This is a genomic window from Neobacillus sp. (assembly GCF_031988165.1).
Lineage (GTDB): Bacteria > Bacillota > Bacilli > Bacillales > Cytobacillaceae > Neobacillus > Neobacillus rhizosphaerae.
On sequence record NZ_DALZYO010000004.1, the window covers coordinates 121,250 to 133,860 of the forward strand.

At 40.4% G+C, this 12,611-nt stretch carries 11 protein-coding genes; 7 read left to right on the forward strand and 4 right to left on the reverse strand.

Annotated features, from left to right (window positions below):
- Window positions 1-68 precede the first annotated feature (68 nt).
- Both RTR43_RS03645 and RTR43_RS03650 read left to right on the forward strand, forming a co-directional pair.
- On the forward strand, window positions 69-974 hold the full coding sequence (locus tag RTR43_RS03645; protein ID WP_312469723.1) for an acetamidase/formamidase family protein: 906 nt from the start codon (window positions 69-71) through the stop codon (window positions 972-974).
- Window positions 975-989: 15 nt separating this feature from the next.
- On the forward strand, window positions 990-2,387 hold the full coding sequence (locus RTR43_RS03650) for an APC family permease (protein ID WP_312469724.1): 1,398 nt from the start codon (window positions 990-992) through the stop codon (window positions 2,385-2,387).
- A gap of 243 nt (window positions 2,388-2,630) precedes the next feature.
- On the opposite strand, the gene RTR43_RS03655 is transcribed toward RTR43_RS03650, so the two are convergent.
- Window positions 2,631-4,307 (reverse strand): N-acetylmuramoyl-L-alanine amidase, encoded by a 1,677-nt coding sequence (locus RTR43_RS03655; RefSeq protein ID WP_312469726.1) that lies wholly within the window; start codon window positions 4,305-4,307, stop codon window positions 2,631-2,633.
- 552 nt (window positions 4,308-4,859) lie between these two features.
- On the opposite strand from RTR43_RS03655, the gene RTR43_RS03660 reads away from it, so the two are divergent.
- On the forward strand, window positions 4,860-5,306 hold the full coding sequence (locus RTR43_RS03660; protein ID WP_312469727.1) for a ferritin-like domain-containing protein: 447 nt from the start codon (window positions 4,860-4,862) through the stop codon (window positions 5,304-5,306).
- A 136-nt stretch (window positions 5,307-5,442) separates the two neighbouring features.
- Here the strand turns inward: RTR43_RS03660 and RTR43_RS03665 are convergent, their stop codons facing one another.
- The 3 genes from RTR43_RS03665 to RTR43_RS03675 all read right to left on the reverse strand — a co-directional run bounded on the left by RTR43_RS03665 (window position 5,443) and on the right by RTR43_RS03675 (window position 8,113).
- Entirely contained in the window at window positions 5,443-5,691 is a 249-nt protein-coding gene (locus RTR43_RS03665; protein WP_312469729.1) for a hypothetical protein, read from the reverse strand.
- A 198-nt stretch (window positions 5,692-5,889) separates the two neighbouring features.
- A complete protein-coding gene (locus RTR43_RS03670; protein ID WP_312469730.1) occupies window positions 5,890-7,545 on the reverse strand; it encodes an aminotransferase class V-fold PLP-dependent enzyme in 1,656 nt (551 codons plus the stop codon).
- Window positions 7,535-8,113, reverse strand: coding sequence for a glycerol-3-phosphate acyltransferase (locus tag RTR43_RS03675; RefSeq protein WP_312469731.1), 579 nt, complete (start codon window positions 8,111-8,113; stop codon window positions 7,535-7,537). Before RTR43_RS03675 ends, RTR43_RS03670 begins: the two co-directional genes overlap by 11 nt.
- A 527-nt stretch (window positions 8,114-8,640) precedes the next feature.
- Between RTR43_RS03675 and RTR43_RS03680 the strand changes: the two genes are divergently transcribed.
- The 4 genes from RTR43_RS03680 to RTR43_RS03695 are packed head-to-tail and all read left to right on the forward strand — an operon-like array spanning window position 8,641 to window position 12,598.
- On the forward strand, window positions 8,641-9,663 hold the full coding sequence (locus RTR43_RS03680) for a LacI family DNA-binding transcriptional regulator (RefSeq protein ID WP_312469732.1): 1,023 nt from the start codon (window positions 8,641-8,643) through the stop codon (window positions 9,661-9,663).
- 33 nt (window positions 9,664-9,696) lie between these two features.
- The gene (gene rbsD, locus RTR43_RS03685; RefSeq protein ID WP_312469734.1) at window positions 9,697-10,095 is read left to right on the forward strand and encodes a D-ribose pyranase; all 399 of its coding nucleotides are present in this window, start codon (window positions 9,697-9,699) and stop codon (window positions 10,093-10,095) included.
- 33 nt (window positions 10,096-10,128) lie between these two features.
- Window positions 10,129-11,625: a sugar ABC transporter ATP-binding protein gene (locus tag RTR43_RS03690; protein ID WP_312469735.1), complete on the forward strand. Its 1,497-nt coding sequence runs from the start codon at window positions 10,129-10,131 to the stop codon at window positions 11,623-11,625.
- On the forward strand, window positions 11,618-12,598 hold the full coding sequence (locus tag RTR43_RS03695) for an ABC transporter permease (RefSeq protein WP_312469736.1): 981 nt from the start codon (window positions 11,618-11,620) through the stop codon (window positions 12,596-12,598). Before RTR43_RS03690 ends, RTR43_RS03695 begins: the two co-directional genes overlap by 8 nt.
- Window positions 12,599-12,611: the final 13 nt, after the last annotated feature.

The following is a 12,611-nucleotide window of genomic DNA, read 5'->3' on the forward strand; positions in this document are numbered from 1 at the left end:
TCTCATCAAGATACTGTAAAACAAGCTGCTTTCCTTTTTTTATAATGAAGAAAAAGGGAGGCGGGCTTATGGTTCAAACACTAGCAAAAGAACAGTATTTTTATGCGTTTAGTAAAAAAAATAAAGTAGGATTACGCGTGCCGTCTGGTTCACAGGTTGTTGTTGAAACGTTTGATTGCTTTCAAAATCAAATTCAATCGGCTGAGACAGGATTTAACGCCATCGATTGGAATCAAATTAACCCAGCAACAGGATCCATTTTTGTAGAAGGTGCAAAGCCTGGGGATATTTTAAAAGTAAAAATTGACAAGATTGAGCTTGGGGATATGGGAGTCCTTGCTACCGGACCAGGACTCGGCGTAATGGGGCACAGGATTGATGAGTTCGAAGTCAAAATGGTTCCGATCGTCGATGGAAAAGCCGTGTTTAATGAGCGCATTCAACTGCCATTAAACCCGATGATTGGCGTAATCGGGGTTGCACCAGAAGGGGATCCAGTTTCCTGTGGGACACCGGGTGCTCATGGTGGAAATATGGATACCACGTTAATCACGAGTGGGGCGACACTCTATTTTCCGGTATTCCAAGAAGGCGCGCTGTTTGGTCTTGGAGATATGCATGCGGCCATGGGAGACGGGGAAATTGGGGTATCTGGCGTCGAGATTCCCGGTAAAGTGAGCGTCACGTTAGAAGTAATTAAAGGGAAGTCGATTCCGTTTCCGTTTCTTGAAAATAAAGAAGGTGTGGCGGTGATCGTTTCGAAGGCTACGCTTGATGAAGCAGCAAAAGCGGCAGTTGAGATTTTTGTTGATACGTTGCTTCCGCATACCGATTTGACATTGCCAGAGTTGACAATGCTGTTCAGTGCGGCTGGACAGGTTCAGGTTTCACAAATTGTTGATCCGCTGTTAACGGCAAGATTTTTCGTGCCAAAATCCATTTTAGAAGCTTACGATGTTAAGCTGTTCGATTAGGGAGGAAGAAGAGGGATGGAACCAGGAGTACCAACGAATACCAATCAATCGCCGAAATCATCGGGTAGTCAGGCGAACGTTGAACAATTTGGTTATAAACAGGAATTAAAGAGGTCGTTAACATTCTGGGATTTACTTATTTACGGGCTTGTCTTTATGGTCCCGATTGCGCCTTTCGGTATTTATGGATATGTTGCCCAAGGGTCGAACGGAATGGTCGCCCTTGCTTATTTAATTGGGATGGTCGGAATGGTGTTTTCTGCATTAAGCTATGCAAGGATGTCCGAGGCGTTTCCAATTGCGGGGTCTGTCTATTCCTATGCCCAGCGTGGAATCAATGAACATGTCGGCTTTTTTGCTGGATGGGTTATTTTACTCGATTATATTTTAGTACCGGCCTTATTGTATTTAGTTAGTGCTGCGGCTTTAAGTGACATTGCACCAGAAATCCCAATCTGGATATGGCTGGTTATTTTCATCGGCATCAATACGGTTATTAACGTGTTTGGGATTGAAATTACCGCAAAGGCGAATAAAATCATTGTTATCCTTGAATTGATTGTTCTGGTTGTTTTTGTTGGCGCGGCCATTATTGCGATTTCCAAAGGAGTCAATGGCGCCGAATTCAATTTTAAGCCGATTTTTGATAAACAAAACTTTAGCATGAGCATGGTTATGGGAGCGGTTTCCATTGCGGTATTAAGCTTCCTTGGATTTGATGCTATTTCAACGCTGGCTGAAGAAACAAAGGGAGGCAAGAAAGTGGTAGGCCGTGCTATTATTTTCTCCCTGTTAGTGGTTGGTGTCTTGTTCATCATCCAGACATGGGTGGCAGCGTTAATTTGGCCCGATTATACCTCTTTTGAAAATGCAGACGTTGCCTTTTATCAAATTGCTGAAATTGCCGGTGGGTCATGGTTAAAGTGGACAACTATTTTGGCAACGGCCCTTGCGTGGGGGATTGCGGATGCGCTTGTTGCTCAGGCGGCTATCTCGCGGATTTTATACAGTATGGCACGCGACCGAAAGCTGCCGAAAATACTCTCAAAGGTTCATGCCAAGTACAAAACACCATATATAAGTACCTTACTAGTCGCCGTGATTTCGCTTGTCGTAACGCTTGGATTTGCTTCGCAGATTGATAGCCTTGCTTCACTTGTTAACTTCGGAGCGTTGACTGCCTTCTTGTTCCTGCATTTATCTGTCATTAACTACTTTGTCAGGAAGCAGAAGAGTAAAGATTACCTAAATCACTTGGTATTCCCGTTAATCGGGTTCTTGATCATCGGGTACGTGTGGTTCAACCTCGACCCAACTTCAAAGAAACTCGGCTTCGTCTGGATGGCCATTGGGATTCTCTATATGATTTATCTAAAACTAGCGAAAAAAGATTCTAAATTGAATGTGGAATAATCTAGGATTTCAAAAGATTGGATGTCAAAGCTAGGGTGTCAGGCACCACTCGTGGACAAATGTCTTTGTGTGATGGACGTTTTGGCGTGGATGTATTAGATATTTGGGGATTTCAATAGTAAAAACGCACGCACCATGTGGGCATTGACCCGCTTGGTGCGTGCGTTTATTTATTTATAAGTTAGATAGTTTTTTGAAAAGTCTCCCTCTTAATTAGGTTTGATTCTTTTCATCAAAACAAACTTATTGATCGAAAAACTTTACCAATCCATTAAGCAATCCAGTGCAGATTTTATTTTGATAGCTGTCGCTCACCAGGTTTGCTCTTTCTTTATCGTTTGAGATAAAACCAATTTCCACCAAGACGGCTGGTGCTTGATTGCCTCTGATTACCCGGAAGCTTTCATCTTTCACGCCCCTGGAAACAGCACCTGTGGATTTAATGATTTCATCTTGGAGGTACGCTGCGAGCTTTTTGCTTTCTGCCGGCATGACCCCATCCTTAGAATTATGATAGGTTTCAATTCCTTGCGCGCTTGTACTATCAGCCGAATTTACATGAATACTGATAAACGCGTCTGGTTTTATCGAATTTGAGAATTCCACCCTGCCATCCAGGGAGATGAATTCATCCTTGCTCCTGGTTAAATAAGCAGTGGCACCATTGGTTTTGAGAAGTTCGGCAAATTTAAGGCTTACCTGCAAGTTGATGGTTTTTTCGAGAACGCCCGCTGCCCCTGCACCGCTGTCATAGCCGCCATGTCCGGGATCTAATACAATCGTTTTTCCGGCTAACCCCTTAGATGTAGTAGGAATCCAGACACCACTATCCGCAAAAAAGTATTCCTTGCCATCCACGGTAATCAAGCCTGTCTGCATGACCCCATTTGTATCGGAATAGTACCAATTTCCCTTATCCTGGAACCAACCTGTTGTCATCACCCCTGAAGGATTAAAGTAATACCACTGACCTCCGTCTAGCAGCCAGCCCTTTTGGAGTACACCTGTATCATTTGCAAAATATTTATTAGTGTCGATTGTAAACCAGCCACCGGTATAGAGGCCCCCTTCATTATTGAAAAAGTATGCTTTGCCCTCTATCGTGGCCATTCCTGTGGTTAGAGCTCCACCGCTATCGAAAAAGTATCTATTACCTTGTTCATTATACCAACCCGTTAGCATGACTCCGTTTTGATCTAAAAGGTATTTTTTCTCCTTGTCAGTCAGCCAACCAGTTTGAACAAGGCCTTCATTATCAGAAAAATACCAATTTCCACCGATTTTCCCCCAGCCGTAGACTAAGATGCCATCTGTGTTAAATAAATATTTTTTTTCGATAATATCAGAACTGCCTGTTGCAGCTGATCCATCGCTTTTAAAATAATATTTATTACCGTTTAATTCCATCCATTGCTCTACTTGCATGACACCTGAACTATTAAAATAGTAATTTTTCGAAGCAACTGTTAAGAGACCAATACTCATCTCTCCGCTAGCTTTTAGAAAGTACCAGTTTGAATTAAGCATAATCCAACCTGTTTTCATCGAACCATCAGCCTGGAGGTAATACCATTTGTTGTTGTTAAGCCATCCTGTTTTCATTGAACCATCAGCCTGGAGGTAATACCATTTGTTGTTGGTACTAAGCCATCCTGTTCTCATCGAGCCATCTGCTAGCAGATAGTACCATTTACCTTTTTGATTGAGCCACCCGGTCTGCATGGCCCCCTTGGCATCCATGTAATACCACTTATTCTTTATGTAGAGCCAGCCTTTTGCCGTCGTATTATTTTGGTAATAATACCACTTGCCTTTTTCGAGTTTCCATCCTGTTGTGGCAGCATTGGAATGCGTAGCACCAAGTCCTATGCCTAATAGTAAAATAGTAAAAATCGATAATAGTAAAATTTTCTTTTTCAAAGCTAAATTCCTTTCATGCCTATATATTTAACTCTAAAGAGTCGGTACAACCCAATAAGAAGGTTGCGGGGCTTCCAATAATTTCTTCACACTCCTTTTTATCAACATTACCCAATACTTTCAGGTACATCCTTAATTTGTTAATTTAATAGTAACCTGTATTTTCCATTATGTGAAGGGAAAATCGACAATCTTTTTTCTGTCTTTGGAGTAGAAACCTTTATTAATGAGTATTTAGGGGATTTAATCAATCAATTGGTTAAGACAGAAATACGGAAAAAATGGTCGAGGAATGTACTTTGTTAGGATATAATGAGTATTTTGTCGTTTACGAAGAAGATTAGTCGACACACTTCCTCCCCAGTGTAACGAAAGAATACCTTTATTTAAAGGGTCAAATGGCAGATTTAATGAAACGTTTGATTAGGAAAAACATCACTGAAATCGAGTTAAAACTTGTATTTTTCTTAAATAATTATTGGGCAGGCACCTTTTTTGCACGTGAAACGTAGGATATTCATAAGTATAAAATAGGGAGATGAGAGCCTAGTTATGTATCCGTATTCAAATTACTATGATGCTTTAAATAGGCAACCGAATAAGTTGATAAATGATATTGAAAAAGCAATTAACGGAGAGTATAGTGCGATAAATTGTTATGCTAAAATAGCAAAACTAGCCAGAAGAGAAAATGAGCGAAAACGAATTCTTGAGATTCACCAAGATGAAATCAAGCATTTTCAACAATTTGGACAGATTTATACTAGTCTGACTGGCAGACAGCCACAACCCAAAATCACTGAGCGATGTCCTGATGTTTATTTGGATGGATTGGAATTTGCACTTAAGGATGAGCAAAAAACAGTTGACTTTTATCTAGAAATTGCTGATTCCGCAACCGACGCATATATAAAAGAAACTTTTCGAAGGGCGGCTGCCGATGAGCAAAATCATGCGGTATGGTTCCTGTATTTTTTTTCAAAAGCGAAAAAAACGTAGAAAAAGATGGGCAAACCCATCTTTTTCTGCGTTATTGAGAGTATGAATGAATGTTCCTAAAATAATCAGGGACATTCATAAGATGAACGTGGATTTAATGAAGAAGTTCAGTACGTGGATGGACAAAATAGTGAGACTAGTCATCGCCTTCTCCACCTGAGACACTGCCCCCGTCAGAGTCCCTGCTCCAGGAAGAATTTTCTGCCTCGCTAGCCGTGTCACTATTATAATCATGATGATGCTCATCTTGGCTAGCAGCATTTTTTCCTTTTTTTTCAAGAGTAGGAAGAATAAAAAAGGCCGCAATAATGGCTAAGGTACCGAAGAACTCCTGTAATCCAAATATTAGATAAATGCCATAAACGAGAAGGAGAGCACCAATCACCCATTGAATGACTCTAACAATCTTCAGAGACTTACCCCCTATACACAAAATAAGTGAATATTTCCATATATAATAAATATTAACACCATGGAGTTTTTATACATATTTCAGGATGTCAATTTGGCACCCTTTGTGGACACTGTCCTCGTGGGATGGACAATCAGTGGGGGTGGAAAAGATTTGCCACTGATTGAATTGTCATTTTATTAATGTGACTTTCCGCTCTAATTGGGCCCCTTCATTCAGGAGCTTTGACGTTGAAGCCTGAAGCTGCTGTAGTTCGTATGTGACAACCTGATAAAGAAGGTTAGTCATTTTTTCTAAAGTCGCGGTGGAATAATCGCCAATGCAAGCAATTTGCATCCAGTTTCGCTGCTGGAGGTACTCGCTTTCAAAGTGTAACAGGTAACCATTGTAATGAAGAACTCTCCCGATTTCATAAGATGAGACAGCTTTGGGCAGTTCAATGGTTAGAATCATAGGAGAAATATTTTCATTGCTTGTTATCAAATGATAGCCAGAATGTTTAAGGTTATTTCTCAACCATTGATGCGTTTCACTAATCTTTCTATATGTTTCGCTCGTCATGTTTTCTACTGCCACTAGCAGCGCTTCAATAAAGTTGGACGAATGAGAAAACGGGATACTGTCCTTGACCATATAGACCCCCAAATCAATGTATTTTGGAAGGGCAGGCGACGGAGCAACCTGGTGATGATGAAAGACGAAGGACAACCCAGTGAACGCACGCAAGGCTTTCCCGCTAACGCCGGTTGCTAAAAATACCCCCGATAAATCCAATTCCACCGCGCCAATGGAACTGATACAATCAAGACAAAGCTTAAGGCCGTGCTCTCCCGCAATCCTCTTGAGGAGCGTCAGATCATTTAGCATGCCGGTGGATGTCTCACTATGCACAGCCCAAATCCATGTCGACTTGGTTGATAATTTTTCAACAATTTCTTCCTTTGAGAAAGTTTGCCCCCATTCTTTTTCCAATACATCGAAGCTAAGTCCCTGCCGCTGCGCTTGTTCTACTATGCGGGTGCCAAACTCACCATTAGCCAATATGAGTCCTCTGCCTTTCATTAATGAAAGCTGGGCAGCCACGACTTCATTTGCGAGTGTGCCTGAGCCTAGTAAAACCTGGACATACTGGGAGTTCGTTAAGTCGCATAGCAGACCCCTGATCCTGTTTAGTTTTTCGCGGAAACCTTTAGTTCGGTGGGAGTAGGGGAGGCCCATTAGTGCAGCGCGAACTCCGTCAGAGATTTGAACGGGCCCTGGTAAAAACGGTATGGATGGATGAAGAATTCTACCTGCAAGCGATGCTTCAAATGTTTCTTTCGTTAAATACATGGGTTGAAAAAGGGCTTCTTCTATACCGGTCAGCTGGGCAAATGGCTGGAAGCCCATTTGATTATATAGCTTTAATTGACGGACCGTTCCGGAGATAACAGCGACATCATACCCCTTTTCCAAACAATATTGAGCTAAAAATTGCGCAAGCCCAACAAAGACCCGACCATTTCGAAATTCTTTTTTGACTGCCAGAAGCCGAACCTCGCAAGGGCGATTTACTATAATAGGGAGTGCTTCTTCGATAGCACCAATTTTCCGGTCAAGCGAAAACGGACGATTATCGCGAACAGCGACCATACCGATAAGCTCGTCATCTTTAATGCAAATGATGTATGTATTTTCATGGTGGAAAGGATCCACCAATTTTTTTAGCTCATTTTTTTCATGCTGAGGAATTTCTTCTGAAAAAGTTTGATAGTTTAATTGGTGAATTCGTTCAAATTCGTTACAGCTTGTTGCAATTTTAAAAAAATACCCATGATTATTGTCCACGATCCTTCAGCCTTTCCTTGATATTTTCAGAATGTGTTAGAAAAATGACTACGATTATGGCGAGTGCCATTACACAGGTTATCCAATTATATGACTTGAAAAATAGAAATATTGGAATGGCAAGGAACGCTCCTAACCCTGCAAAGGTAAAGCTTTTGGTAAATGGATAAAGGGCGAAAAATCCCACCAGGATTATGGGGATTAGCAGTGGATCGAAGCAAATCATCCCGCCAATAAAAGTGGAGATTCCTTTCCCACCCTTGAACTTCAATGCAACTGGTTTTATATGGCCTAGAATAGCCATCCCTAGTCCAAACATTTGTATATACTCAGGAAAGTGAAGATAGCGGGCGATGAGAATAACGCTCACACCTTTTAATGCATCGCCAAGAAAAATGATAACGAACGCTTTCTTTCCATGAAGTCGACCGGCATTGCGAGCCCCGACATTCCCGCTTCCATGAAGGCGAATATCCTTGTGATACAGGGCTTTTGTAACCAGATACCCAAACATGATATTGCCAATTAAATAGGAAAGAACAACATACAACCACATCACTTGATTCACCGCGTTCCTCTTAGAATGTTTGTTAAGATTTTGCCATATAGTCATAAATTTACTTTGCAAACTTAATTCCATTTTGAGGTGAAATGAATATGATTTCAATGGATATTTTAATGGAATGTGAGAAACGAAAAAAAAGATAAGATTACTTCATGTCTCGTTCACCATCGAGATACCCGGATTTTCCAATACTCATTCACCAGCGATCTATAGAAAGAAACATTTAAACCTTTACAATACTTTAAAGATTATTTTTGGTGTCAGGCACCATGGAGAAATTCTACTTCTATATAAAACTGATCCCGAAGAGTGGCTTTTCATGTTGTCATAAAAATTAATGCGCGTAATTTTTAAAATATTTAAAAAAATATTGCGCCCATTTACGAGTGGTGATAGAATCGAAATATAAAATCTAAACGTTTACATTTTTAAATCAGAGGCACAAACCGTTTTTTTCTTTAAAAAAAAGAACTTAGGTAAAGGAAATCTAAACGTTTACATACTAATAGCTGAATTTAGGAGTTTTTTACATGGAATACAAACCGACAATTGAGGATGTAGCGAAGCTTGCAAATGTATCAATCGCCACAGTATCAAGAGTAATCAATAATCAAGGCGGGGTTCGAAAAGTAACTGAAGAAAGAATTGTAAACGCTATCAATGAACTTGGTTATATCCGCAGCGCTGTTGCTAGAAGTATGAAAAGAAAGGAAACTCATACAATTGGTATTATTGTTCCAGATATTAAAAATCCGTTTTTTCCACTTGTTGTCTCTGGAATTGAACAAAAAGCAAGGGAAAAAGGATATTATACGATTTTAAGCAGTACCAATGAATCACCAATAGTAGAAGAAGAGATTGTTAAAATTTTTATTGAGCGTGGAGTAGACGGGGTTATTATTACAACCGCAAATGAAGCAGGTGACCATATTAAATTGCTTCATGACCAGGGGATACCAATTGTCGCTGTTGATAGGGCAATTAAGAATTTTGAAGTGGATACAGTATTGGTTGATAATGTGAACGGATCGTATCAGGCTGTACAGCATTTAATTTTACAAGGACATAAAAAGATTGCGATTATTTGTGGACCGCAAAATACAACACCTGGACATGAACGGTTTTTAGGCTATAAGAAAGCACTTGAGGAATATAATATCCCCTTTGATGAAAGCATGGTTATTCAAGGAGATTTCATGGAAGGAAGCGGCTACCATGCTGCACATGAGCTGTTTGATTTAGAAAATAAACCTACAGCCATTTTTTCATCCAACAACCTAATGACGATTGGCTGTGTGAAGGCAATAATCGATTTGGATTGGAAATTGGGGGAAGAGGTTTCCTTTATTGGCTTTGATGATGTGGAAATTGCTACATTTATCAAACCGAAATTGTCTGTCGTATCAAGGCCGATGAATACACTAGGTGAAATTGCTGTCCAATTACTCTATGAACGAATGAATGTGAAAGGAAATCTGCCAAAAAGACAATACCTTTTATCACCAGAATTAAAAATTCGCGAATCATGTCAATTAAATAAAATCAAAATCTAAACGTTTACATTTTGAAATGAGAGGAAGATAGATATGAAAAAAGGCGGAATTTTAAACCCTAGAATTAATCAATTAATCTCCGAAACTGGTCATACTGATACCATTGTAATCACTGACGCAGGCTTACCAATCCCTGAAAATGTGACACATCGGATTGACTTAGCTCTGAAAGAGGGAATACCAGGTTTTTTAGAGACACTTGATACAGTTCTAACTGAGCTTGAGGTTGAGAAGATTATTTTAGCAGAGGAAGTCAAAACAGTTAGCCCTGAAATGCATCAGCAAATTGTTAGCAGATTCCAAAACATTCCGATTAACTATGTCCCACATATCGAATTTAAGCAACAAACGAAACAAGCAAGAGGGTTAATTAGAACGGGTGAGTTTACAGGATATGCAAATGTGATTTTAGTAGCAGGAGTTGTTTATTAAAATATGAAATTCGTTCAAAGGAGGAAGGGATGAATGAGGACAACGTTACTTGAAATGAGGGAAATCTCAAAAGAATTCCCTGGGGTAAAAGCTCTCGATCTTGTATCCATTCATGTAAATCAGTCCGAGATTCTTGCTTTGCTTGGTGAAAATGGTGCTGGCAAGTCAACATTAATGAAAGTGCTTGCAGGCGTTCACCAGCCAAGCAATGGGCAGATATACATAAATGGCGAGCCAGTCACTATTGAGGGACCAAAGCATTCGCAAAACTTAGGCATTAGTATTATTTATCAAGAATTTAACTTGATTCCACATATGAGTGTTGCTGAGAATGTTTTTATCGGTCGGGAGCCCCGCAAAACAAAGGGTATCATCGACCGCAAACAAGTGAAGCAGGAAACGCGTAAGTGGCTCGAGCGGGTAGGGTTAACCCGGATTTCACCCGACACACTTATTACAGACTTATCCGTTGCGGAACAACAGTTGGTTGAAATAGCGAAGGCCCTTTCGTTCAACTCGAAGATTATCATTATGGATGAACCAACGGCTGCTTTAAATGATGAGGAAACGAACAAGCTACTTTCGATTATGAAAGAGTTGAGGCACCAAGGAATGGGAATCATTTTTATTACCCATCGCTTAGAAGAGGTTCAGAAGGTGGCTGACTCTATCGCAGTTTTAAGGGATGGAAAATATATCGGAAGTGCTTTGGTGAAAAATGTTACGAAAGAGGATATGGTAACGATGATGGTTGGACGCGAGCTGACAGATTTGTTCCCGGAGAAGGGGGCCCCATCTAATGATGTAATCCTCGAGGTTAAAGATGTTTCGATTCCGGACATGCTACAAAACATTAATTTTACGATAAAAAAGGGTGAGATTGTTGGCATCGCCGGTCTTATGGGTTCGGGAAGAACTGAGCTTTCCAAGGCCATCTTTGGCTTATACCAAAATATGAGTGGGACCATAAAAGTAGATTCAAAGGTTGTTAAAAGCCCAAGGGGTGCAATTGATGCGGGAATTGCACTCGTTACTGATGACCGCAAGCAGGAAGGTTTGGTCCTTGGACTATCGGTATATGAAAACCTGCTTTTGCCGACTTATCGAAAAATTTCCCGTTTTGGAATTTTGAAGAGAAAAAAGAAGGATGAGATTGTGAACCGTTGGGTTAAGGATTTGAAAATAAAGGTTCATGACCCAAGTGTAGAAGTTAGAACGCTAAGCGGAGGAAATCAGCAGAAGGTTGTTCTTGGAAAATGGCTGCAGATGAATCCCAAGGTATTAATTTTAAATGAACCAACTAGGGGTATTGATGTTGGTGCAAAGGCTGAAATCTATCAGATAATGAAAAGGCTTACAGAGGACGGGATTTCGATTATCATGATGTCTTCAGAAATGCCAGAATTGCTGGGCATGTGCGACCGCATCTTAGTTATGAATGATGGAAGAATTACCGCGGAGTTCAACCAGAATGAAGCTACTCAGGAGAAAATCTTTTATTACGCATCAGGGGGTGTAATGAATGCATAGTACGACACCTGTTAAGCAAGAAAGGCAAAAGGGATCTTTTAACTGGTTGACGTTGGTTGAAAAGTACCGTGTATTATTGATTTTTATTGTATTGTGTGTGATTGCAGGGGCTTTATCAGATGTTTTCTTTACAATGAGTAACGTGATGAACGTGCTTCGCCAAGTATCGATTATTGCCATCATCGCGAGCGGAATGACACTGGTTATTTTAATTGCGGGAATTGATCTTTCAGTCGGAGCCGTTATGGCATTTTCCGGTGCTATTTTAGCAGGGGCTTTAACTGCTGGATGGCCGCTGGCACTAGCTTTATTAGCAGCCCTTGGCGTAGGCTTACTGTTTGGACTTTTTAATGGCTTTATAACAGCGAGATTTGGGGTGCCATCTTTTATTGCTACCTTGGCAATCATGGTTATCGCCCGTGGGATGACGCTTGTTTATACAAAAGGTTATCCTCTTGTTGTAAGTAATGAAGCATATCGTTTCATTGGCAGCGGCCGGTTATTTGGGATACCGATTCCAATCATCATCATGTTTATCATCTTTGGATTTATGTATTGGATGTTAAAATACACTAGCTTTGGACGTTATATTTTTGCCATCGGTGGAAATGAGGAAACAGCTATTCTTGCTGGTATTAATGTTAAGGCTATTAAAATAGCTGTATTTGGGATTGCAGGGCTTCTTTCAGCATTATCCTCGATTATTTACACTTCAAGATTGATGTCAGCACAGCCAACTGCGGGGACAGGTATTGAATTGGATGCTATCGCAGCCGTTATTATTGGTGGGACGAGTTTAGCTGGAGGAAAGGGAGGAGTAACAGGAACGTTAATTGGGGCACTAATTATGGGTGTTCTTGATAATATTCTTAATTTGATGAACGTTTCTCCTTTCTATCAAAGTATTGCTAAAGGTCTTGTCATTTTAGTTGCTGTATTAGTAGATAGTAAGTTTTCAAAAATAAAAAAATAAACTGTTGGGGGTA